Raw genomic sequence first — 21,583 nt, 5'->3', positions numbered from 1 at the left:
CCCCGGGAACCGATGGCCGCGAAGATCACGAGCAAGGCGAAGACCGCCTACGTCTGCGGCGAATGCGGCGGCGAACACAACAAGTGGCAGGGCCAGTGCGCCGAGTGTGGCGCCTGGAACACGCTGTCGGAAATCGTCCTGGAGCCGGCGGGCGCGGCCGCGGCGAAATCGCCATCGCGGCGCGCGGGCTGGGCGGGCAAGGTCGAGGCGCCGAAGGTCACTGCGCTGTCCGACGTGCGCCACCAGGAGGACGCGCGCGTGTCCACCGGCATCGGGGAATTCGACCGCGTGCTCGGCGGCGGACTGGTCGGGGGCGCGGTGGTGCTGGTCGGTGGCGATCCGGGCATCGGCAAGTCGACCCTGCTGCTGCAGGCGGTGGCGAAGATGGCCGGCGGCAGTCCGGCCGGCGGGCCAGGCTTCAGCAGCCTCTACGTCACCGGCGAGGAATCCCTCGGCCAGGTCGCGGGCCGCGCCGCGCGCCTTGGCCTGGCGGTGGATGGGGTGCATGCGCTGGCCGAGACCGGAGTCGAGCGCATCCTCGAGCACGCCGCGACCACGCGCCCGCGCATGATCGTCGCCGACTCGATCCAGACCCTGTGGACCGAGTCCCTCACCGCCGCCCCGGGCTCGGTCAGCCAGGTGCGCGAATCCGCCGCGCGGCTGGTGCGCTATGCCAAGGAAACAGGAACCGCCGTGTTCCTGGTCGGCCATGTCACCAAGGAAGGCGGCATCGCCGGGCCGCGCGTGCTCGAGCACATGGTCGATGCGGTGTTGTACTTCGAGGGCGAATCGGGCTCGCGCTTCCGGGTGCTGCGCGCGTTCAAGAACCGCTTCGGCGCGGTCAACGAACTGGGCGTGTTCGCGATGGGCGAGCAGGGGCTGAAGGAAGTCCCCAACCCGTCGGCGATCTTCCTCTCCGGCGGCAGCCTGCAGCAGCCGGGCAGCTGCGTGATGGTCACGCGCGAAGGCACGCGGCCGCTGCTGGTGGAAGTGCAGGCGCTGGTGGATTCCTCGCCGCTGTCGAACCCGCGCCGCGTCGCCGTCGGCCTGGAACAGAACCGGCTGGCGATGCTGCTGGCGGTGTTGCATCGCCATGGGGGCATCGGCGTCAGCGACCAGGACGTGTTCGTCAACGTGGTCGGCGGCATCCGCCTGCAGGAGACCGCGGCCGACCTGCCGGTGCTGCTGGCGGTGCTGTCGTCGCTGCGCGACCAGCCGCTGGCGGAAAAGACCATCGCCTTCGGCGAAGTCGGCCTGTCCGGCGAGATCCGTCCGGTGCCCAACGGCGAGGAGCGCCTGAAGGAAGCCGCCACGCACGGCTTCAGGCGTGCGATCGTGCCCAGGGCGAATGCGCCGAAGGCGGCCCGTTTCCAGGGGCTCGAGGTCATTGCGGTGGAACGCCTGGCCGACGCGCTGGAAGCCGCCGGCGCTTGACCGCAGGAGCGGCTCATGGCCGCGAGCTTTTGCAGTCCAATGCGACATTGCTGGAGAGCTCGCGGCTATGAGCCGCTCCTACACTTGGGCAACGATCAGTGACCCGCCGCTGCCGCGCCACTGGCTGCCTTCGCCGCGAACGGCGGCTTGGCGAACCAGACGAACGCGATCACCACCAGGAACAGGATTCCGAGCAGGTGGAAGATCTCGTTGAAGCCGAGTTGCGCGGCCTGCTGCGCGATCATCCGGTCCAGGTACATCGCCCCGCGCTGCAGGTTGCCCTGGCCGATCGCGGTGACGGTCTGCAGCATGCCCGGGTCGGTCGCCGAAATCCGCTCGGTCAGGTGCGCGTGGTGGACCACCGCGCGCTGGTTCCAGGCCCAGGTCGTCAACGATGCGGCGAAGCTGCCGCCCAGGGTGCGGAAGAACGTCGCCACCCCCGAGCCGGACGCGATCTCGTGCGGCTCCAGGTCCGACAGCAGGATCGTCAGCACCGGCATGAAGAACAGCGCCACGCCCAGGCCCATCCACAACTGCACCATCGCCACGCGCGGGAAGTCGACATCGAGGTTGAACCCGGCGCGGACGAAGCTGGTGGCCGACAGCGCCACGAACGCAAGGCTCGCCACCACGCGCAGGTCGAAGCGCGCCGCGTACTTGCCGACGAACGGCGTCAGGATGATCGGCAACACGCCGATCGGCGCGGTCGCCAGGCCGGCCCAGATCGGCGTGTAGCCGAGGTTGCGCTGCAGCCACAGCGGGATGATCAGGGCCACCGAGAAGAACGCGGCGTACGCCAGCACCAGCGCCAGGGTGCCCGCGGCGAAGTTGCGGTGCCGGAACAGGCGCAGGTCGACGATCGGATCCTTGTCGGTCAGTTCCCAGATGAAGAACACCGCCAGCGCGACCACCGCCACGATCGCCAGCACCACGATCCTGGTGGAATTGAACCAGTCCTCGTCGTTGCCCAGGTCGAGCAGGACCTGCAGCGCGCCGACGCCCAGCACCAGCGTCGCCAGCCCGACGTAGTCCATGCGCGGCTTCTCCAGGCGCTCCGGGCGACCGCGCAACTGGCGGCCGACGATCGCGCTGATGGCGATGCCGATCGGCACGTTGATGAAAAAGATCCACTCCCAGCTGTAGTTGTCGGTGATCCAGCCGCCCAGGATCGGCCCGGCGATCGGCGCGACCACGGTCACCATTGCCAGCAACGCGATCGCCTGCCCGCGCTTGTGCGGCGGATAGATCGAGATCATCAACGCCTGCGCCACCGGATACATCGGGCCGGCGACGAACCCCTGCAGCGCGCGCGCCACCACCAGCATGCCCATCGAATTGGCCAACCCGCACAGCAGCGAGGCGATGGCGAAAGCGAACGTGGCCCAGACGAACAGGCGGCGTTCACCGAAACGTCGCGTCAGGAACCCGGTCAACGGCAACGCGATCGCGTTGCTGACGGCGAACGAGGTGATGACCCACACCGCCTGGTTGGCGCTGGCGCCCAGGTTGCCGGAAATCGTCGGCAGCGAAACGTTGGCGATGGTGATGTCCAGCACCTGCATGAACATCGCCATCGCGATGCCGATCGTCGCCAGCGCCAGGTTCGGCGGGCGGAATCCGGGCATGTTGGCGGCGGTGATCGGCGCGGGGCCGTTGCCGGGCGTGGCTTCGGTGGGAGTCGGCATGCGTGGGTTTCGTCCGTCGCGGCCGCGCCGATGGCGCAGCCGCTGCGATGGGAGCGCGACGGTGCTTCGGCACCGCCGCGTTGGCCGGTCAGCCGTGCCGCGCGAGGTTGTCCTGCACGATGCCGCGGATCAGCGCATCGGCATCGGCCAGTTGCCTGGCGTAGGCCTGCGTCGACAGCACCGGCCTGGCGGGCGTGGCGGCGGGTAGCACGTCGCCGTGCTGGTCGCGGATGCTGACGTCGACCGACATGCTCATGCCCAGCCGCAGCGGATGCGCAGCCAGCTGCTTCGGGTCCAGTTCGATCCGCACCGGCACGCGCTGCACGATCTTGATCCAGTTGCCGCTGGCGTTCTGCGCCGGCAGCAGCGAGAACGCGCTGCCGGTGCCCAGGCCGAGGCTGGCCAGCCTGCCGTCGAATTCGACATCGCTGCCGTATACGTCTGAGGTCAGCTCGACCGGCTGCCCGAGGCGCATCTTCGACAGTTGCGTTTCCTTGAAGTTGGCTTCGATCCAGACCTGTTCCAGCGGGATCACCGTCATCAACGGCATGCCCGGCTGCACCCGCTGGCCCAGCTGCACGCTGCGCTGGGCGACGTAGCCGCTGACCGGGGCGACCACGGCCGCCCGCTGGAGATTGAGGTACGCCGCGCGCAGCTGCGCGGCAGCGGCCTGTACCTGCGGCTGGTCGGTGACGGTGGTGGCGTCGACCAGTGCGCGGTTGCGCGACAGTTCCCCGCGCGAGGCCGACAGCGCGGCTTCGGCCGCGGCCAGTTCGTTGCGCGCATGCGCCAGTTCCTCCGCCGACACCGCACCGCTGGCGACCAGGCCTTCGCGGCGCGCGACATCGGCGCGCGCCTTGCCGATCGCGACCTGGCGTGCGCGCAGGTCGGCCTGCCCGGCATCGACCGCGCTGTACAGGCCGCGTACCTGGCGCACCGTGCTGGCGAGGTTGGCCTTCGCCTGCTCGAAGGCGACCTTGGCGTCGTTGGGATCCAGTTGCACCAGCACCTGGCCGGCGACCACCTTCATGCCGTCGTCGGCGCCGATGCTGACCACGGTCCCGGCGCTCTGCGCGGTGATGCTGACCATGTTGCCCTGCACGTAGGCGTCGTCGGTGTCCTGGTGCCAGCGGCCGACCAGCAGGTACCACAGCAGCCACGCCGCCAGCGCCACCAGCACGATCGCGGCGACGACCAGCAGCGCGCGCTTGCGCTTGTCGTTCTTCTTCGGTGCGGGGACGGTGGCGTTGGGATTGAGTTCGATGGTCATGGCGTGGGGGCCTTGGCGATGTCGTTGTCGATGGGGGTGGAATCAGGACCGCTGGCATCCGGTGCGGCGAAAGCATCGGCAGGGGGCAGCGCGACGCCACCGCCCAGGGCACGATCCAGGTCGACCGCAGCCTGCAGCCGCTGCGCATGCAGCGCGGCCAATTGCTGGTCCAGTTGCAGCAGCGGGCGTTGCGCCGCGAGCACGTCGAGCTGGGTGCCCAGGCCCGCGTGGTAGCGGTCGCTCGCGATCCGCCAGGCCGATTGCGCCGCGTCGCGCGCCTGCGTGCCCGAGGCCAGTTGCGCGTCGAGCGAACGCTGCGCCTGCAGCGCATCGGCGACTTCCTGCAAGGCGCGGACCAGCGCCTGGTTGTAGGCGGCGACGGCAAGGTCGTAGTCGGCATCGCTTTTCGCCAGCTGGCTGCGTAGTCCGCCGCCGTCGAAGATCGGCAGGCTGATCGCGGGACCGCCGAAGCCGAGCAACGCTTCGCTGCTGAAGAGGTCCGACAGGCCAGCCGACGCCAGGCCGACGATGGCGTTGAGGTTGACGCTGGGCTTGAACGTCGCCTTCGCCGCGTCGATGCCGCGGCTGGCTGCCTGCACCCGCCAGCGCGCGGCGACGACGTCGGGGCGATGGCCGAGCAGTTCGCTGGGCAATACCGCCGGCACCGCCGGCGTGGTGGCGCGCAGGTGCGGGCGTTCGATCGCCAGGCCGCGATCCGGGCCCTGGCCCAGCAACGCCGCCAGTGCGTTGCGCAGCGCATCGACCTGCCGTTGCGCGGCCTGCGCCTGCTGGCGCGCGGCGGAGATGGCGCTTTCGGACTGGCGCAGCTGCAACTGGTTGTCGAGTCCGGCCTTGACCCGCTGCGCGCTCAACCGGGAAAGCTGCGAGGCGCGCGCTTGTTCCTGGTTGGCGACGTCGAGCAGGTCGAACGCATGCGCCAGCGCGATGTAGGCAGTGGCGACGTTCGACGAGAGCGCCAGCCGCGCGGCCTGCGCGTCGGCTTGCGCGGCCCGCGCCTGGCCGATCGCGGCTTCGTACTTCGCGCGCTTGCCGCCCCACAGGTCGGGCGCGTACTTGAAGTCGAGCATCAGCACGGTGCTGGCGTTGAAGGAGCCGCCAAGTGGAGGTGGCGCGAGGGTTTCGGGGAGTTGCACGCCGGTCTCCTGCGCGCTGGCCCCGAGGGTGGGCTTGCGCAGCGCATCGGCAAGGCCGGCTTGCGCCTGGGCCTGGCGCGTGCGGGCGTCGGCGGCGTCGAGCCTGGGCGTGCCGGCCAGCGCTTCGGCGACCAGGGCGTCGAGTTGCGGGTCGCCAAAGGCGGTCCACCAGTCCTGCGTCGGGAACGCGGCGTCGGAGGGCGCGCCCGCGCCGATGCTGCGGGCGGCGGCGAGTGAATCGGCATCGCGCGGCGCGGTCGCCGGCGCCAGGCCATGGGTGCTGGCACAGCCAGCCAGGGCGAGTGCCGCGGCAAGCATGGCGGCAACGGGAGCCGGGTGCCGCTGGCGCTGGCGCCGCGGGGTGGGGTCGGGTCGGGCCATGGCTCAGGAACCGGAGGGGGAGAGGTTGTCGCGGGCGCGCGTGACCAGGCGCATGAGTTGTTCGCGTTCGGCTTCGCTCATCCCGTGCATGGCGCGTTCGCGCACGCGCATGCCGCACTGGTTGATGTCCTGCCAGATCACCAGGCCCGCTTCGGTGAGGTGGATGTTCAGCGCGCGACGGTCGCCGGCGTCGGCAACGCGGGTGATCAGGCCCTTGGCTTCCAGCCTGTCGAGCAGGCGGGTCATGGCACCGGGGTTGAGGTCGACGGCGCGGGCCAGGTCGGTGACGCCCGCGGTGCCATCGGCCAGCTTCTTGAGGGTCATGTACTGGCTGAAGGTCAGCTCATGGCCGAGGGTGTCGAGCTCCTCCGCCATCCGCGCCCACATGGCGTCGCGGACCTGGCGGAACAGGAGCCCGAGGGTGGCGCCGCTGCAGGGCACGGGGGGCTTGGGTGTTTGCATGGCGCGGCATACTGCCGGCCTGCGCAATAATTGTCAATGCAACTATTGCCTGTCGAAACGAATGTCCGCGGTGGCCCGTTCAGGTTCCGCGGTGAAGGACCAGTTCCAGCACGAACTTGCTGCCGAAGAACGCCAGCACCAGCAGCGCCATCGCCGCCAGCGTCCAGCGCACCGCAACCCGGCCGCGCCAGCCATAGCGCCAGCGGCCCAGCAGCAGGCCGCCGAACAGCAGCCACGACAGCACGCTGAGCACGGTCTTGTGGACCAGGTGCTGTGCCAGCAGGTCCTCCACGAACAGCACGCCCGTCAGCAGGGTCGCGGTGAGCAGCACGAAGCCGGCCGCGATGGTGCGGAACAACAGCGATTCCAGTTCGGTCAGGGGTGGCAGCGCGCGCAGCCAGCGGTCGAAGCGGTGGCGACGCAGCGCGCGCTCCTGCAGCCACAGCATCAGCGCCAGCAGCGCGGCGATCGCCAGCGTGGCGTAGGCGAGCAGGGCGCACCACGCGTGCAGCTGCAGGCGCCAGTCGAGCGCCTCGGCGATGCGATGGCCGTAGCCGGCATAGCCCAGCAGCATGGCGGCGGCCAACGGATAGACCACCACGCCCAGCGCCGCCATTCGCCCGCCCGCGGCGACGAACAGGGTCAGCGCCGCCATGCCCAGCCCCACCAGCGACAGCGCGGCGAAGAAGTGCATGTCCATCCCGCCCGACTGCCGCCATGCCAGCGCATGCACGGCCACATGCAGGCCTACCGCGACCGCTGCGGGCAACAGCCATAGCCGCGTGCCGCCGTGCTCGCGGCGCAGTTCGACCACCAGCATGCCGGCAGCCAGGAAATAGAACGCGGTTGCGACCAGGACGAGGATCATCGCGCCAGTGTCGCATGATCGGCTCGCGCGGTAGGGGCGATGGCCGCCTGCCGTGGCCGGCCGCGCAACGCCGGAGACGGGAGTCCGACCGCCGCCGCCGCCACGGCCCCCGCAGGCCGGCGCCAGCAGTGCACGGGCTATACTTCGCGCCCGTTTTCCGCACGGTTTCCGCGTCCATGTTCGAATCCCTGACCCAGCGCCTGTCCGGCACCATCGAGCGCCTGCGCGGCCGCGGCCGGTTGACCGAGTCCAACATCACCGAGGCCACGCGCGAGGTGCGGATCGCGCTGCTCGAGGCCGATGTCGCGTTGCCGGTGGTGCAGGCGCTGATCCAGCGCATCAAGGTGCGCGCGGTCGGCCAGGAAGTGCTCAAGTCGCTGACCCCGGGCCAGGCCCTGATCAAGGTCGTGCGCGACGAGCTGACCCTGGTGATGGGCTCGGCGGCGTCCGACCTCAACCTCAACGTGCCGGCGCCGGCGGTGATCCTGATGGCCGGCCTGCAGGGCGCGGGCAAGACCACCACCGTCGCCAAGCTGGCGCGACACCTGAAGGAACGGCGCAAGAAGAAGGTGATGGTGGTGAGCGCCGACGTCTACCGGCCGGCGGCGATCGAGCAGCTGAAGACGCTGGCACGACAGGTCGACGTGCTGTTCTTCCCGTCGGACGCATCGCAGAAGCCGGAAGCCATCGTCCGCGCGGCGATCGACGACGCGCGCAAGTCCTTCGTCGACGTGCTGATCGTCGATACCGCCGGCCGCACCAGCATCGATGAAGCGATGATGGCCGAGATCAAGGCGCTGCACGCCGCGGTCAAGCCGGTCGAAACGCTGTTCGTGGTCGACTCGATGACCGGCCAGGACGCGGCGGTCACCGCGAAGCACTTCGGCGAGGCGTTGCCGCTGACCGGCGTGGTGTTGACCAAGACCGACGGCGACGCCCGTGGCGGTGCCGCGCTCTCGGTGCGCTACATCACCGGCAAGCCGATCAAGTTCATCGGCACCGGCGAGAAGACCGACGGCCTGGACGTGTTCCACCCCGACCGCGTCGCCAGCCGCATCCTCGACATGGGCGACGTGCTGTCGCTTGTGGAGCAGGTCGAGCAGCAGGTCGACAAGGACAAGGCGCAGAAGCTGGCCGAGAAGGTCGCCAAGGGCCGCAAGTTCGACCTCAACGACATGCGCGACCAGCTCGAGCAGATGCAGAACATGGGCGGCCTGTCCGGGCTGATGGACAAGCTGCCTGGCATCGGCCAGATCCCGGACCACGTCAAGGCCCAGGTCACCGGCCGGGAAGTCCCGCGGATGGTGGCGATCATCAATTCGATGACCAGGAAGGAGCGCCGCAACCCGGCCTTGCTGAACGGCTCCCGCCGCGCCCGCATCGCCCGCGGCTCGGGCATGGCGCCGTCCGACGTCAACAAGCTGATGAAGCAGTACCAGCAGATGGAAAAGATGATGTCGAAGATGGGCCGCGGCGGCATGAAGGGCCTGATGCGCGGGATGCAGGGGATGATGGGCGGAGGCATGCCCTTCGGTCGCTGACCCCTTTCGCCAGCGCCGGAAATCCCTTTATAATTGCCGGCTTACCCTGCCATCCCGGCAGCTGGGCAACACCGAGTCCCCCATGGTCAAGATCCGCCTTACCCGTGGCGGCGCCAAGAAGCGCCCCTTCTACCACGTCATCGTCACCGACAGCCGCAGCGCGCGCGACGGTCGCAACATCGAGCGCGTGGGCTACTACAACCCGGTTGCCGCCGGCGCCGAGAAGCGCGTCGAGCTCGATGCCGAGCGCATCCAGTACTGGATCGGGCAGGGCGCGCAGATGACCGACAAGGTCGCCGACCTGTTCAAGCAGAACGCCAAGCAGGCCGCCAAGGCTGCCCCGGCAGCCTGATCCGCGGGCCGCGGCCAACGCGGCCCCGACGCACATGGAACCGACCACGCGCCGCATCCTGTTGGGCAGGATCCACGGCGCGTTCGGCGTGCGTGGCGAACTGAAGCTCGAGTCCTTCACCGAGCCGGCAACGGCGATCTTCCGCTACCAGCCCTGGACCTTGCGCGACGCGCAGGGACGGGAAAGCAATCCCGCCGGCGCCCATGGGCGCGAAACCCACAAGGGCGTGGTCGCGGTCATTCCCGGGGTCGCCGACCGCGACGCCGCCGAAGCGCTGCGCGGCAGCGAGATCTGGGTCCCGCGTTCGGCCCTGCCACCGCCCCAGGCCGGTGAGTACTACTGGGTCGACCTGGAGGGGCTGCGCGTGGTGAACCTGGAGGGAATCGACTTCGGCACCGTTTCCCACCTGTTCTCCACCGGCGCCAACGACGTGCTGGTGGCGCGCGGCGATCGCGAGCGCATGATCCCGTTCCTGGAGCCCGATTACATCCGCTCGGTCGACTTCGATGCCGGGGTGGTCACGGTCGACTGGGACGCCGGGTTCTGACCGGCACGAATCCTGATCCCGAAGCCACGCCGTCATGCGCATCGACATCGTCAGCCTGTTCCCCGAATTCGTCGCCCAGGTCGCCGGCCATGGCGTGGTCGGGCGCGCACGCGAACGCGGGCTGCTGGCGCTGCACGGCTGGAACCCGCGCGATTACGCCGAAGGCAGCTATCGGCGCGTCGACGACCGTCCCTTCGGCGGCGGCCCGGGGATGGTGATGCTGGTCGACCCCCTGCGCGCATGCCTGGCCGCGGCGCGGGCCGCCGACGCGAAACCGGCGAAGGTCATCTATCTCACGCCGCAGGGCGAGCGCCTGACCCAGGCCAGGGTGCGCGAGCTGGCCCGGCGCGAGCGCCTGGTGCTGCTGTGCGGCCGCTACGAGGGCATCGACGAGCGCCTGGTCGCCGCCGAGGTCGACGAGGAACTGTCGATCGGCGATTACATCCTGTCCGGTGGCGAGTTGGCCGCGGCGGTGGTCGTGGATGCGGTCGCCAGGTTGCAGGAGGGGGCCCTCAACGATGCCGAATCCGCCGCCCAGGACAGCTTCGAGCCGGGCGCCAGCGACGGGCCGCTGCTGCTGGACTGCCCGCATTACACCCGGCCGGTAGAGCATCCGCTCGGCGCGGTGCCGCCGGTGCTGCTCTCGGGCAACCACGCCGGGATCGCCCGCTGGCGCCGGCAGCAGGCACTGGGCCGGACCTGGCTGCGGCGGCCGGAGCTGGTCGACCGGAAGGCCCTGTCGGAGGCCGATCGCCAGCTGCTCGACGCCTTCCTCGCCGAGGCCGCCGGGGATGCGGACAAACCCGGGTAAGCCTCTGGCGCAGGACGGAAAATTGCCGCTATAATGCGCGGCTTCGCTCCACCGATGCCAAGACGCGGGTCCACGTGCACTCGCGCTACAACAGCCCGGCACCCACCAGTGACCCGGCATACCAACAGGCCGACACCATGAACAAGCCCTCGCTCCACACGCTGCTGCAGAACTTCGAGACCGAACAGGTGCAGCGCCAGCTGCCGGACTTCGGCCCGGGCGACACCGTCGTCGTCAACGTCAAGGTCAAGGAAGGCAACCGGGAGCGCCTCCAGGCCTATGAAGGCGTGGTCATCGCCAGGAAGAACGCCGGCCTCAATTCCGCGTTCACCGTGCGCAAGATCTCGCACGGCTTCGGCGTCGAGCGCGTGTTCCAGTCCCACAGCGCCGCCATCGACTCGGTGCAGGTCAAGCGCCGCGGCGCCGTGCGCGCCGGCAAGCTGTACTACCTGCGCGGGCTGGAAGGCAAGAAGGCGCGTATCAAGGAAGACCTCGCCGGCAATGCCAAGGCCAAGGCCGAGGCTGCCGCCGCCGCTGCAGCCGCGAAGTAATCCGCGCAATCCAACGCGCATGCAACGGCCGCCGCGAGGCGGCCGTTCGCGTTTCCGGATCCGCATCGGCGGCGTGGCCGCCTGCAGCCTGCACGCGCGACGTCCGTGCGCTTGCCGCGGCAGCGGGTCGGCGCTAGCGTCCGCGCATGGCTTCCGGCAATGACGACATGCAGCAGTGCGAGGGCGTGCGCCTGGACTTGTGGCTGTGGGCGGCGCGCTTCTACAAGACCCGTGCATTGGCGAAGCAGGCGATCGAGACCGGCAAGGTCGAAGTCGACGGCCAGCGTGCCAAGCCGGCGCGCACGCTGCGCGGCGGCGAGGCGCTGCGGGTGGCGCGTGGCGAGGAGATGTTCGAAGTCGCCGTGCAGGGGCTCAGCGACACCCGCGGCCCGGCGAGCGTCGCGCAGGCCTTGTATGCCGAAAGCGACGCCTCGCGCGCGCGCCGCGAGGCCGAGCGGGCGTCGCGTGCGGCCGCGCGCGCGGGCTACCGCGCGCCGGAGCACAAGCCCGACAAGCGCGCGCGCCGCCTGATCCGCGCATTGGGCGACATCGACGCCAGTTGAAGCGACGGTCGCCTGGAGCGGCGCAAGGGTAGCCGCCCGGGCGGCCGCCGTTCCAAGCCGCGTCGCGTCAGCGGTGCCCGCCCAGCAGCCCGCCACCGAGTTTCATCAGGTCGCCGATGCCCAGTTGCCCGTCGCCATCCTGGTCCAGCACCGCGCCGAGCAGCCCGCCGCTGCCTCGGTCCTGCGCGACCCGGGCATGTTCCTGGCCGAGCACGTCGCCGAGCACCTGCGGCCCCGGCTGGTCGCCGGCGACGGTTCCGGCCTGGCGCTTGTCGAACATGCGCTTGGCCAGGTAAGCCATCACGATCGGCGCCAGCAGGCGGAGCAGCATGCCGGCCTTGTCGCCGCCCAGGCCGGTCGCCTGGCCCAGGCCCTGCGCCGCGCGCGGTTGCCGGTCGCCGAAGATGTGGCCGAGGATCTGTCCACCCTGGCCGCCGCCGCCCAGCACCGCGCCCAGCACGCTGCCGAGGTCGAGGCCGGCATGGTCCTTCTGCAACGCGCCATACAGGGACTGGGCGCCCTGGGGCTGGCTGGCATTGCGCCCGAGCGCGCCAAGCAGCAACGGCAACGCCGCGCCGATCGCCGCCGAGGCCTGGGCGGGCTCGATGCCCAGTTGTTGCGCCATCCGTTGCGCGGGCGCGCCCTGCAGCTGCGCGGCGAGATCCTGCGTGAGGGAGTCGGGCATCGCGGTTCCTTGATTGCGCGTGGGAGCGCACACGCTATGCCCGGCCGCGTTAGGAATCCGGGAAGATCAGGACAGCGCCTTCAACCGGTACAGCGCTTCCAGCGCCTGCCTGGGCGTGAGTTCGTCGGGCTCGAGCGCGGCCAGGGCTTCCAGCGCGGCCGAATGCGTGGCGAACAGCCCGATCTGCTGCGGCGCGTCCAGCGCCTGCGCGGTCATCGGCGTCGCCGGCGCGTCGCGATTGGCTTCCAGTTCGGCCAGGCGCGCGCGCGCCTGCCGCACCACGGTCTTCGGCAACCCCGCGAGCGCGGCGACCTGCAGCCCGAAGCTGCGATCGGCCGGGCCATCCTTGACCGCGTGCATGAACACCAGCGATTCCGTGCCGTCCTGCGCGCGGTGCTCGACCGCGTCCAGGTGCACGTTGGCGATGCCGCTGCCGGGCGTGGCCAGCGCGGTCAGTTCGAAGTAGTGGGTCGCGAACAGCGTGTAGCTGCGATTGCCCGCGGCCAGGTGGCGCGCGCACGCATCGGCCAGCGCAAGGCCGTCGTAGGTCGAGGTGCCGCGGCCGATCTCGTCCATCAGCACCAGCGACTCGCTGGTGGCGTGGTGCAGGATGTAGCTGGTTTCGCTCATCTCGACCATGAAGGTCGATTGCCCGCGCGCGAGGTCGTCGCCGGCCCCGATGCGGGTGAGGATGCGGTCGATCGGGCCGATCACCGCGCGCGTCGCCGGCACGAAGCTGCCGATGTGCGCCAGCAGCACGATCAATGCGTTCTGGCGCATGAAGGTGCTCTTGCCGCCCATGTTGGGGCCGGTGATCACCAGCATGCGGACGCCGTTGCGGTCGCCACCACCGGCTTCGCTGTCCAGCACCAGGTCGTTGGCGGTGAAGGGCTCGTCCCGCACCGCTTCCACCACCGGGTGGCGGCCGCCCTCGATGCGGATGCCGGGCGCCTCGTCCAGCCGCGGCCGCGACCAGTCCAGCGCCTGCGCGCGTTCGCCGTAGCAGGCCAGCACGTCGAGTTCGCTCAGGGCAGACGCGCAGCGCTTCAGGCCCTCGAGGTTTTCGTTGAGCGCATCCAGCAGGCCCTCGTACAGCAGCTTCTCGCGCGCCAGCGAGCGTTCGCGCGCGGACAGCACCTTGTCCTCGAACTGCTTGAGTTCCTCGGTGATGTAGCGCTCGGCGCCGGTCAGCGTCTGCCGCCGGGTGTAATGCACCGGTGCCTTCCCCGCATGGGCCTTGCCGATCTCGATGTAGTAGCCGTGCACGCGGTTGTAGCCGACCTTGAGCGTCGGGATGCCGCTGGCCTCGCGCTCGCGCTGTTCCAGGTCCACCAGGAACTGGTCGGCGTGGGTCGAGAGACGGCGGAATTCATCGAGCTCGGCGTCATGGCCTTCGGCGATGACGCCGCCGTCGCGCGCCAGCAGCGGCGGCTGCGGCACGATCGCCGAGGCCAGGAGGTGCGCGTGCGCGTCGTGCTCGCCGAGTTCGCCGGCAAGCGCCTGCAGGCGCGGGCTGTCCAGCGGCGCCAGCAGCGCGCGCAGTTCCGGCAGCAGTGCGAGGCCGTCGCGCAGCGTGCTGAGGTCGCGCGGGCGCGCGCTGCGCAACGCAATGCGGGCGAGGATGCGTTCCATGTCGCCGAGCGCCCGGAACAGCTCGCGCACGGCGGTTTCGGCGCGCTGCTCGACCAGGGTGGCGACGGCATGGTGGCGTTCTCCCAGCACGCGGCGGTCGCGCAACGGACGATGCAGCCAGCGCCGCAGCAGGCGCCCGCCCATCGGCGTGACGGTCGAGTCGAGCACGCCGAGCAGGGTGTTGCGGGTATCGCCATCGACGCGGGTATCGAGTTCCAGGTGGCGGCGGGTGGCGGCGTTCATCGCGATCGCGCCATCGCTGGCTTCCACCGCGATCGCGGCCAGGTGCGGCAGGCGCTGCTTCTGGGTTTCTTCCACGTAGCCGAGCAGGGCGCCGGCGGCGGCGACGCACGCGGGCCTGTCCTCGATGCCGAAGCCGGTGAGGTCGTGCAGCCCGAAGAACTGCAACAACTGCCGCCGCCCACTGTCGGCGTCGAACAACCACGGTGCGCGCCGGCGCAGGCCGCCGCGTTCGAGCACTGCCTGCGGCCAGCCGTCCTCGTCGGGCAGCAGCAGTTCGGCCGGGTCGAGCCGCGCGAGTTCGGCTTCGAGCATGTCGTCGCCGGCGACTTCGTTGACCAGGAAGCGGCCGCTGGACAGCTCCGCCCAGGCCAGGCCGTAGCCCTGCCGGTTGCGCGCCACCGCCAGCAGCAGCGTGTCGCGGCGCTCGCTCAGCAACGCTTCGTCGGTGACCGTGCCGGGGGTGACGATGCGCACCACCTTGCGTTCGACCAGGCCCTTGGCCAGCGCCGGGTCGCCGATCTGCTCGCAGATCGCCACCGACTCGCCCAGCGCCACCAGGCGTGCGAGGTAGCCTTCGTGCGCGTGCACCGGCACGCCCGCCATGGGGATGGGCTGGCCCGCGGATGCGCCGCGCTGGGTCAGGGTGATGTCCAGCAGCTTCGCCGCGCGGCGCGCGTCGTCGTAGAACAGCTCGTAGAAGTCGCCCATCCGGAAGAACAGCAGCACGTCCGGGTGCTCCGCCTTGGCGGCGAAGAACTGCTTCATCAGTGGCGTGTGCTGTTCCGAGGACATCGGTTGCGTGCTTTCCCGTCGGACATGGGCTAGAAAGGCCGCCTAGTTTGCCCGAATCGCAGCGGGCGCCACCCGCCAGGTTCCACCCATGCACGCACCCGACGACCGCGAATTGCAGGACATGGCCGCGCGCCTGGGCGCCAGGTTGCGCGATGCACGGCACATGTTGGTGACCGCGGAGAGTTGCACCGGCGGCTGGATCGCCAAGACCGTCACCGATGTCGCCGGCTCCTCGGAGTGGTTCGACTGCGGCCTGGCCGCGTACAGCTACGAGGCCAAGCAGGCCCTGCTCGGGGTGCGCCCGGAGACCCTGGAGGTGCACGGCGCGGTCAGCCGCGAAACCGTGCTGGAGATGGTGTCCGGCGCGCTGGTGCATTCGGGCGCGACGCTCGCGGTCGCCGTCACCGGGATCGCCGGCCCCGGCGGCGGCACCGACGACAAACCGGTGGGCACGGTCTGGATCGCCTGGAAGCGACGCGGCGGCTATGCCAGTGCCGAGGTCTTCCACTTCGATGGGGACCGCGAAGCGGTGCGACGCCAGACGGTGGCGGCGGCGCTGCGCGGCCTGGAGGCGATCGCCGCCTGAGGGCCCCGCGTACGGGGTTGACGGCCCTCTGGCGTTAGTAGTATTACTACTAACCATGGACCTGACCGATACCCAGCACGCCATCCTCGCCCTGATCGCCGAGCGCATCGAGGCCGAGGGCATGCCGCCGTCGCAGGCGGAAATCGCCCGCGCCTTCGGTTTCAGGGGCGTGCGCGCGGCGCAGTATCACCTGGAGGCGCTGGAAGCCGCCGGCGCGATCGAGCGCGTGCCCGGTCGCGCGCGCGGCATCCGCGTGCGGCAGATGCCGCAGCCGCCCCAGCACGAGCTCGCGCTGGCGGCCGCCAACGACGGCGCCCTGCGCTTGCCGGTGCTGGGCCGGGTTGCCGCCGGCGCGCCGATCGGCGCCGGCAACGACGGCCTCGGTGCCGAGGACGTGCTGATCCTCGACCGCGTGCTGTTCTCGCCATCGCCCGATTACCTGCTCAAGGTGCAGGGCGACTCGATGCGCGACGAGGGCATCTTCGACGGCGACCTGATCGGCGTGCATCGCACCCGCGACGCGCGCTCGGGCCAGATCGTGGTGGCGCGGATCGACGACGAGATCACGGTCAAGCTGCTCAAGGTCGGCAAGGACCGCATCCGCCTGTTGCCGCGCAACCCCGACTACGCGCCTATCGAGGTGCAGCCGGACCAGGACTTCGCCATCGAGGGCCTGTACTGCGGCCTGGTGAGGCCCAACCGGTGACGCCCGCCCGCCGCCGGCACGGCCTTTCCCGACAGGCCGACGGGCAGTCCCCGGATCGGCGCGGCCGCGCAGCCTGGCTATTTTCGAACCGTTCGCGCGGCGATCTCAGCCCGCGCGACGCCCACCTCCTAACCTGATCGCAACACGCCACCACACCGAGGATTCCGCGATGGACGAGAACAAGAAGCGCGCGCTGTCGGCCGCCCTGACCCAGATCGAAAAGCAGTTCGGCAAGGGCTCGGTGATGCGCATGGGCGACCGCGCCGCGGTGGCCTGGGAAGTGATCCCGACCGGGTCCCTGCAACTGGACATTGCGCTGGGCATCGGTGGCTTCCCCAAGGGCCGCGTGATCGAGGTTTATGGCCCGGAATCCTCGGGCAAGACCACGCTGACCCTGCAGGCGATCGCGCAGTGCCAGAAGGCCGGCGGCACCGCCGCCTTCGTCGACGCCGAGCACGCGCTCGACCCGGCCTACGCGGCCAAGCTCGGCGTCAACGTCGACGACCTGCTGGTGTCGCAGCCCGACACTGGCGAGCAGGGACTGGAGATCGCCGACATGCTGGTGCGCTCCAACGCGGTCGACATGGTGGTGGTCGACTCCGTCGCCGCGCTCACCCCGCGCGCCGAGATCGAGGGCGAGATGGGGGACCAGCTGCCCGGCCTGCAGGCGCGACTGATGAGCCAGGCGCTGCGCAAGCTGACCGGCAACATCAAGCGGAGCAACTGCACGGTGGTGTTCATCAACCAGCTGCGCCACAAGATCGGGCAGATGATGCCCGGCCAGAGCCCGGAAACCACCACCGGCGGCAACGCGCTGAAGTTCTACGCGTCGGTGCGGCTGGACATCCGCCGCATCGGCTCGGTCAAGAAGGGCGACGAGATCATCGGCAACCAGACCAAGATCAAGGTGGTGAAGAACAAGATGGCGCCGCCGTTCAAGGTCGTGTTCACCGAGATCCTGTACGGCGAGGGCATTTCGCGCGAAGGCGAACTGATCGACATGGGCGTGGACGCCAAGCTGGTCGAGAAGTCCGGCGCCTGGTACAGCTACGGCGACGAGCGCATCGGCCAGGGCAAGGAGAACGCCCGCCAGTACCTCAAGGAAAACCCGGCAGCCGCCACACGGCTCGAAGCCGCGCTGCGCGAGAAGTACGTGCCGCAGGAAGCCCCTCCCGGCGCGGACGCGGGCGAGGAAGACGGCGAAGCCTGAGTCGCAGGCGGCAGGGTGAATCCTGCCGCCATGGCCCCGCATATGGACCCCGCAGCCGACCAGACCCGCAAGAAGCCGCGCCGGCCCGAGTCCACGCCGGCGCAGCGCGCCCTCGCATTGCTCGTGCGCCGCGAGCATTCGCGGCCCGAACTGACCCGCAAGCTGCTTGCGCGCGGGATCGGCGTGGAAGAGGCTGCCGCGGCGGTCGAAAAAATGGCCGCGGCCGGCTGGCAGGACGACACCCGCTTCGCCTGCAACCTGGCGCGTACGCGTGCCGCCAACGGCTACGGCCCGCTCCGGATCCGCGCTGAACTCAACAGCCATGGCCTCGGTGGCGAATCGCTCGCGGCGGCGTTCGCGGCCCTGGCCGAGAGCGGCGAAGACGACTGGCCGGCGCGCGCACGGGACCTGGTGCAGCGCCGTTTCGGCGTTTCCTGCGCCCGCACGACGGCTCTGCAGCGCAAGGCCGCCGATTTCCTGGTCCGCCGCGGTTTCGACGGCGACAGCGTACGCGCGGCCCTGCGCGTTGAACCCGAAGACTGAGCGCGCCGACGTCACCGTGTCCGCGCATCGGCCACAACCGCCTCGGGGCATCGCAGGCGACGGCAAGAGCAGGCAGTACCCAATGCCGGCCGCGGGGGCCTTGCCCCATCGGCAAGGGCGATGGGGTGCTGGCGTCTGCTAACCTAAACGGCATTGGGTTGTCCGTTCCGGCCTGCGCCTGCATCTTGCGGTCCATGGGCCCGGAGCCGTGCCCGTCCGCCACCTGTCCCCATGAAAACGACCTCAGAAATCCGCAGCGATTTCCTCGACTTCTTCGCCGCCCGCGGCCACACCATCGTGCCTTCGGCGCCGCTGGTTCCGGGCAACGACCCGACCCTGCTGTTCACCAACTCCGGCATGGTCCAGTTCAAGGACGTGTTCCTGGGCGCGGAAAAGCGCAGCTACGTGCGCGCGGCCGATGTCCAGCGCTGCCTGCGCGCCGGCGGTAAGCACAACGACCTCGATCAGGTTGGCTATACCGCGCGCCACCACACCTTCTTCGAGATGCTGGGCAATTGGTCGTTCGGCGATTACTTCAAGCACGACGCCATCGCCTGGGCCTGGGAACTGCTGACCCAGGTGTGGAAGCTGCCGCCGGAGCGGCTGCTGGTCACCGTCTACCAGACCGACGACGAGGCCTACGACATCTGGCACAGGCAGATCGGCCTGCCGCCCGAGCGCATTGTCCGCATTGGCGACAACAAGGGCGCGCCGTACGCCAGCGACAACTTCTGGCAGATGGCGGACACCGGTCCCTGCGGCCCGTGCACCGAGATCTTCTATGACCATGGCGCGCACATCGCCGGTGGCCCGCCGGGTTCGCCCGACGAGGATGGCGACCGCTACATCGAGATCTGGAACCTGGTGTTCATGCAGTTCGACCGCCAGCCCGACGGCAGCCTGCAACCGCTGCCCGCGCCGTGCGTCGACACCGGGATGGGCCTGGAGCGCCTGGCGGCGGTGCTGCAGGGCGTGCACGGCAACTACGACATCGACCTGTTCCGCCGCCTGATCGCGGCCGCGGCCGGGCTCACCGCCACCGCCGACCACGGCAACAAGTCGCTGCGCGTGATCGCCGACCACATCCGTGCCTGCAGCTTCCTGATCGTCGATGGCGTGCTGCCGTCCAACGAGGGCCGTGGTTACGTGCTGCGCCGGATCATCCGCCGCGCGCTGCGGCATGGCTGGATGCTGGGCGTGCGCGGCGACTTCTTCTGGAAGATGGTCGCGCCGCTGGTCGAGGTGATGGGCGAGGCCTATCCGGAACTGGCGGCGAAGCGCGAGCTGGTCGAGCGCGCGCTCAAGGCCGAGGAGGAGCGCTTCGGCGAGACCCTCGAGCACGGCATGCGCATCTTCGACGAGGTCGCCGCGCGCGATTCAGTCCAGGCCAGCGCCAGCATCCCGGGCACGGACGCCTTCCGCCTCTACGACACCTACGGGTTCCCGGTCGACCTCACCGCCGACATCGCCCGCGAGCGCGGCCTGTCCGTCGACATGGCCGGCTTCGATGCGGCCATGGCGCAGCAACGCGAGACCGCGCGCGCCGCCGGCAAGTTCGGCGGTGGTGCCACGCTGCCAGCCGAGCTGGTCGCGCAGCTGCAGCCGACGCAGTTCCTCGGGTACGACACGCTCGCGGCCGATGGACTGGCGGTCGTGGCCCTGCTCAGGGACGGCCGTCCGGTCGAGTCGATCGACGCCGGCGACGAGGCGATCGTGCTGCTGGAGCGCACGCCGTTCTACGCCGAGTCCGGCGGCCAGGTCGGCGATGCCGGGGAACTGGGTGGCGGCGACGGCGGCGCAAGCTTGCGCTTCATCGTCGACGACACCCTCAAGCTTGCCGGCCAGTTCCATGGCCACGCCGGGCGCCTGGTCGCCGGCACGCTCGCGCGCGGCGATCGCCTGGTTGCGAGCGTCGACGGCGCGCGCCGTGCCGCCATCGTGCTCAACCACAGCGCCACCCACCTGCTGCACGCGGCGCTGCGCCAGGTACTGGGCACGCACGTCGCGCAGAAGGGGTCGCTGGTCGCCCCGGATCGCCTGCGCTTCGACTTCTCGCATTTCCAGCCGATGACGGCCGACGAGCTGGCGGAGGTCGAGCGACGGGTCAATGCGCAGATCCGCGGCAACCACGAAGCCGAAGTGCGGCACATGGGCATGCAGGAAGCGCTGGATTTCGGCGCGATGGCGCTGTTCGGCGAAAAGTACGGCGAACGCGTGCGCGTGTTGCGCATGGGCGATACCTCCACCGAATTGTGCGGCGGCACGCATGTGTCGCGCACCGGCGACATCGGCCTGTTCAAGGTCGTCTCGGAAGGCGGCGTCTCGGCGGGCGTGCGCCGGATCGAGGCGGTCAGCGGCCAGGGCGCGCTCGATCATGTCGCTGCCGAGGAGCAGCGCCTGGCGGAAGCGGCGCGACTGCTGGGCGGCAACACCGCCGACGTCGGCGACAAGTTGCGTGCCCTGCTCGAGCGCCAGAAGAGGCTCGAGCGCGAACTCGACGCGCTCAAGGCCAGGGCGGCGTCCGGCGCCACTGCCGACCTCGCTTCGGGCGCGCGCGATATCGGCGGCGTGAAGGTGCTGGCCGCGCGGCTGGAGAACTTCGACAGCAAGGCGCTGCGCGAGGCGGTGGACCGCCTCAAGCAGCAATTGGGCGACGCGGTGGTGTTGCTGGCCGGCGCCAGCGACGGCAAGGCAGCACTGGTGGCCGGCGTCAGCGGTGCGGCGGCCGGCAGGGTCAAGGCCGGCGAACTGCTTGCGCACGTGGCCGCGCAGATCGGCGGCAAGGGCGGTGGCCGTCCCGACCTGGCGCAGGGCGGTGGCGATGATGGCCCGGCATTGCAGGCGGCACTGGCCGGTGTCGGCGACTGGGTGGCACAACGCCTGGGCTGAACCTTGTGCGAATGGCCGCGCCTGCGGAACGTGACTTTCTGCACTGTAGTCGCGGGATCGGTCCGGCCGGTAGTATCCTTGGCTGTTCACGAAGATGACCGCTGGCCCCTCGGGGCATCGGCAGAAGATTGCCGGCCAAGGAGAGCTCCACATGTTGATCCTGACCCGCCGCGTTGGTGAGACCCTGATGATCGGGGACTCGGTCACCGTGACCGTGCTCGGCGTCAAGGGCAACCAGGTGCGCATCGGCATCACTGCGCCCAAGGATGTCGCCGTGCATCGCGAGGAGATCTACCAGCGCATCCAGCGAGGCGACGAGCAGGAGCCGGCCGCGGACGCGGCAGCCGGATCCGGTACCGTTCCGGGCGCCGGCAATTTGCCGCAGGCGGAGTGAGCCGGTATCCTTCCGCGCTCGCGGAACGCTGCACCCGCGCCGGAGACTTGCCCGAGAGGCCGAAGGGGCTCCCCTGCTAAGGGAGTATGGGGTCAAAAGCTCCATCGAGGGTTCGAATCCCTCAGTCTCCGCCAGTTTCACTGTTTGCAGGATTGACGGAGCCGCGCCGGTTCCGCACAATTCCGCTTCTGTTTTTTGCGCCCGTAGCTCAGCTGGATAGAGCACCAGGCTACGAACTTGGGGGTCGGAGGTTCGAATCCTTCCGGGCGCGCCACCACAAGACG

The 21,583-nt window shown here is 70.0% G+C and carries 20 protein-coding genes and 2 tRNA genes; 15 read left to right on the top strand and 7 right to left on the bottom strand.

Annotation, left to right across the window (positions count from 1 at the left end):
- The first annotated feature begins 12 nt into the window (after positions 1–12).
- Positions 13–1,434 (top strand): DNA repair protein RadA, encoded by a 1,422-nt coding sequence (radA, locus tag MQC88_RS03845; RefSeq protein ID WP_243319292.1) that lies wholly within the window; start codon positions 13–15, stop codon positions 1,432–1,434.
- 95 nt (positions 1,435–1,529) lie between these two features.
- On the opposite strand, the gene MQC88_RS03840 is transcribed toward radA, so the two are convergent.
- The 5 genes from MQC88_RS03840 to MQC88_RS03820 all read right to left on the bottom strand — a co-directional run bounded on the left by MQC88_RS03840 (position 1,530) and on the right by MQC88_RS03820 (position 7,254).
- Positions 1,530–3,119 carry a DHA2 family efflux MFS transporter permease subunit gene (locus MQC88_RS03840; RefSeq protein WP_425491541.1) on the bottom strand — a complete coding sequence of 530 codons (1,590 nt, stop codon included), beginning with the start codon at positions 3,117–3,119 and terminating at the stop codon, positions 1,530–1,532.
- A gap of 88 nt (positions 3,120–3,207) precedes the next feature.
- Positions 3,208–4,389 (bottom strand): HlyD/EmrA/EmrK family protein, encoded by a 1,182-nt coding sequence (locus MQC88_RS03835; RefSeq protein ID WP_243319291.1) that lies wholly within the window; start codon positions 4,387–4,389, stop codon positions 3,208–3,210.
- Positions 4,386–5,861 carry an efflux transporter outer membrane subunit gene (locus MQC88_RS03830; protein ID WP_425491590.1) on the bottom strand — a complete coding sequence of 492 codons (1,476 nt, stop codon included), beginning with the start codon at positions 5,859–5,861 and terminating at the stop codon, positions 4,386–4,388. Before MQC88_RS03830 ends, MQC88_RS03835 begins: the two co-directional genes overlap by 4 nt.
- Positions 5,862–5,927: 66 nt before the next feature.
- Positions 5,928–6,386: a MarR family winged helix-turn-helix transcriptional regulator gene (locus MQC88_RS03825; RefSeq protein WP_243319289.1), complete on the bottom strand. Its 459-nt coding sequence runs from the start codon at positions 6,384–6,386 to the stop codon at positions 5,928–5,930.
- Positions 6,387–6,465: 79 nt separating this feature from the next.
- Positions 6,466–7,254, bottom strand: a complete 789-nt coding sequence (locus tag MQC88_RS03820) for a cytochrome C assembly family protein (protein WP_243319288.1) — start codon at positions 7,252–7,254, stop codon at positions 6,466–6,468.
- Positions 7,255–7,430: 176 nt separating this feature from the next.
- Here MQC88_RS03820 and ffh point away from each other — a divergent pair, with 176 nt between their 5' ends.
- From ffh to MQC88_RS03790, 6 genes are all read left to right on the top strand, one after another.
- Entirely contained in the window at positions 7,431–8,795 is a 1,365-nt protein-coding gene (ffh, locus tag MQC88_RS03815; RefSeq protein WP_243319287.1) for a signal recognition particle protein, read from the top strand.
- A gap of 82 nt (positions 8,796–8,877) precedes the next feature.
- Positions 8,878–9,147 carry a 30S ribosomal protein S16 gene (rpsP, locus tag MQC88_RS03810; RefSeq protein WP_243319286.1) on the top strand — a complete coding sequence of 90 codons (270 nt, stop codon included), beginning with the start codon at positions 8,878–8,880 and terminating at the stop codon, positions 9,145–9,147.
- A 34-nt stretch (positions 9,148–9,181) separates the two neighbouring features.
- Positions 9,182–9,694, top strand: coding sequence for a ribosome maturation factor RimM (rimM, locus tag MQC88_RS03805; protein ID WP_243319285.1), 513 nt, complete (start codon positions 9,182–9,184; stop codon positions 9,692–9,694).
- A 34-nt stretch (positions 9,695–9,728) separates the two neighbouring features.
- Entirely contained in the window at positions 9,729–10,505 is a 777-nt protein-coding gene (trmD, locus tag MQC88_RS03800) for a tRNA (guanosine(37)-N1)-methyltransferase TrmD (protein WP_243319284.1), read from the top strand.
- A 137-nt stretch (positions 10,506–10,642) separates the two neighbouring features.
- Positions 10,643–11,056: a 50S ribosomal protein L19 gene (rplS, locus tag MQC88_RS03795; RefSeq protein ID WP_243319283.1), complete on the top strand. Its 414-nt coding sequence runs from the start codon at positions 10,643–10,645 to the stop codon at positions 11,054–11,056.
- Between the two features lie 146 nt (positions 11,057–11,202).
- Positions 11,203–11,619 (top strand): RNA-binding S4 domain-containing protein, encoded by a 417-nt coding sequence (locus MQC88_RS03790; protein WP_243319282.1) that lies wholly within the window; start codon positions 11,203–11,205, stop codon positions 11,617–11,619.
- Between the two features lie 67 nt (positions 11,620–11,686).
- On the opposite strand, the gene MQC88_RS03785 is transcribed toward MQC88_RS03790, so the two are convergent.
- Both MQC88_RS03785 and mutS read right to left on the bottom strand, forming a co-directional pair.
- A complete protein-coding gene (locus MQC88_RS03785) occupies positions 11,687–12,304 on the bottom strand; it encodes a DUF937 domain-containing protein (protein WP_243319281.1) in 618 nt (205 codons plus the stop codon).
- A gap of 66 nt (positions 12,305–12,370) precedes the next feature.
- Positions 12,371–14,971, bottom strand: coding sequence for a DNA mismatch repair protein MutS (gene mutS / locus MQC88_RS03780; protein WP_243319280.1), 2,601 nt, complete (start codon positions 14,969–14,971; stop codon positions 12,371–12,373).
- Between the two features lie 88 nt (positions 14,972–15,059).
- Here mutS and MQC88_RS03775 point away from each other — a divergent pair, with 88 nt between their 5' ends.
- From MQC88_RS03775 to MQC88_RS03740, 8 genes are all read left to right on the top strand, one after another.
- Positions 15,060–15,557 (top strand): CinA family protein, encoded by a 498-nt coding sequence (locus MQC88_RS03775; protein WP_243319279.1) that lies wholly within the window; start codon positions 15,060–15,062, stop codon positions 15,555–15,557.
- Positions 15,558–15,612: 55 nt separating this feature from the next.
- Positions 15,613–16,263: a transcriptional repressor LexA gene (gene lexA, locus MQC88_RS03770; protein WP_243319278.1), complete on the top strand. Its 651-nt coding sequence runs from the start codon at positions 15,613–15,615 to the stop codon at positions 16,261–16,263.
- A 169-nt stretch (positions 16,264–16,432) separates the two neighbouring features.
- Positions 16,433–17,473, top strand: a complete 1,041-nt coding sequence (gene recA, locus MQC88_RS03765; RefSeq protein ID WP_243319277.1) for a recombinase RecA — start codon at positions 16,433–16,435, stop codon at positions 17,471–17,473.
- Between the two features lie 42 nt (positions 17,474–17,515).
- The gene (locus MQC88_RS03760; protein WP_243320263.1) at positions 17,516–18,016 is read left to right on the top strand and encodes a regulatory protein RecX; all 501 of its coding nucleotides are present in this window, start codon (positions 17,516–17,518) and stop codon (positions 18,014–18,016) included.
- Between the two features lie 231 nt (positions 18,017–18,247).
- A complete protein-coding gene (gene alaS, locus MQC88_RS03755) occupies positions 18,248–20,905 on the top strand; it encodes an alanine--tRNA ligase (RefSeq protein ID WP_243319276.1) in 2,658 nt (885 codons plus the stop codon).
- 151 nt (positions 20,906–21,056) lie between these two features.
- Positions 21,057–21,299, top strand: coding sequence for a carbon storage regulator CsrA (csrA, locus tag MQC88_RS03750; RefSeq protein WP_243319275.1), 243 nt, complete (start codon positions 21,057–21,059; stop codon positions 21,297–21,299).
- A gap of 41 nt (positions 21,300–21,340) precedes the next feature.
- Positions 21,341–21,433: transfer RNA gene (locus MQC88_RS03745), tRNA-Ser, on the top strand.
- A 63-nt stretch (positions 21,434–21,496) separates the two neighbouring features.
- Positions 21,497–21,573, top strand: a tRNA-Arg gene (locus MQC88_RS03740).
- The last annotated feature ends 10 nt before the right edge of the window (positions 21,574–21,583 follow it).

It is taken from the genome of Cognatiluteimonas sedimenti (assembly GCF_022808325.1).
GTDB lineage: Bacteria > Pseudomonadota > Gammaproteobacteria > Xanthomonadales > Xanthomonadaceae > Cognatiluteimonas > Cognatiluteimonas sedimenti.
This window is presented reverse-complemented; position numbering and strand designations above follow the sequence as displayed.

What these genes read in the sequence shown, in the direction of transcription:
- MQC88_RS03835 (WP_243319291.1), bottom strand. Translation starts at nt 4,389, where the DNA reads ATGACCATCGAACTCAATCCCAACGCCACCGTCCCCGCACCGAAGAAG.
- trmD (WP_243319284.1), top strand. Translation starts at nt 9,729, where the DNA reads ATGCGCATCGACATCGTCAGCCTGTTCCCCGAATTCGTCGCCCAGGTC.
- rplS (WP_243319283.1), top strand. Translation starts at nt 10,643, where the DNA reads ATGAACAAGCCCTCGCTCCACACGCTGCTGCAGAACTTCGAGACCGAA.
- MQC88_RS03775 (WP_243319279.1), top strand. Translation starts at nt 15,060, where the DNA reads ATGCACGCACCCGACGACCGCGAATTGCAGGACATGGCCGCGCGCCTG.
- rimM (WP_243319285.1), top strand. Translation starts at nt 9,182, where the DNA reads ATGGAACCGACCACGCGCCGCATCCTGTTGGGCAGGATCCACGGCGCG.
- lexA (WP_243319278.1), top strand. Translation starts at nt 15,613, where the DNA reads ATGGACCTGACCGATACCCAGCACGCCATCCTCGCCCTGATCGCCGAG.
- ffh (WP_243319287.1), top strand. Translation starts at nt 7,431, where the DNA reads ATGTTCGAATCCCTGACCCAGCGCCTGTCCGGCACCATCGAGCGCCTG.
- mutS (WP_243319280.1), bottom strand. Translation starts at nt 14,971, where the DNA reads ATGTCCTCGGAACAGCACACGCCACTGATGAAGCAGTTCTTCGCCGCC.
- MQC88_RS03825 (WP_243319289.1), bottom strand. Translation starts at nt 6,386, where the DNA reads ATGCAAACACCCAAGCCCCCCGTGCCCTGCAGCGGCGCCACCCTCGGG.
- MQC88_RS03760 (WP_243320263.1), top strand. Translation starts at nt 17,516, where the DNA reads ATGGACCCCGCAGCCGACCAGACCCGCAAGAAGCCGCGCCGGCCCGAG.
- recA (WP_243319277.1), top strand. Translation starts at nt 16,433, where the DNA reads ATGGACGAGAACAAGAAGCGCGCGCTGTCGGCCGCCCTGACCCAGATC.
- MQC88_RS03785 (WP_243319281.1), bottom strand. Translation starts at nt 12,304, where the DNA reads ATGCCCGACTCCCTCACGCAGGATCTCGCCGCGCAGCTGCAGGGCGCG.
- MQC88_RS03790 (WP_243319282.1), top strand. Translation starts at nt 11,203, where the DNA reads ATGGCTTCCGGCAATGACGACATGCAGCAGTGCGAGGGCGTGCGCCTG.
- alaS (WP_243319276.1), top strand. Translation starts at nt 18,248, where the DNA reads ATGAAAACGACCTCAGAAATCCGCAGCGATTTCCTCGACTTCTTCGCC.
- rpsP (WP_243319286.1), top strand. Translation starts at nt 8,878, where the DNA reads ATGGTCAAGATCCGCCTTACCCGTGGCGGCGCCAAGAAGCGCCCCTTC.
- radA (WP_243319292.1), top strand. Translation starts at nt 13, where the DNA reads ATGGCCGCGAAGATCACGAGCAAGGCGAAGACCGCCTACGTCTGCGGC.
- csrA (WP_243319275.1), top strand. Translation starts at nt 21,057, where the DNA reads ATGTTGATCCTGACCCGCCGCGTTGGTGAGACCCTGATGATCGGGGAC.
- MQC88_RS03820 (WP_243319288.1), bottom strand. Translation starts at nt 7,254, where the DNA reads ATGATCCTCGTCCTGGTCGCAACCGCGTTCTATTTCCTGGCTGCCGGC.
- MQC88_RS03840 (WP_425491541.1), bottom strand. Translation starts at nt 3,119, where the DNA reads ATGCCGACTCCCACCGAAGCCACGCCCGGCAACGGCCCCGCGCCGATC.
- MQC88_RS03830 (WP_425491590.1), bottom strand. Translation starts at nt 5,861, where the DNA reads ATGCTTGCCGCGGCACTCGCCCTGGCTGGCTGTGCCAGCACCCATGGC.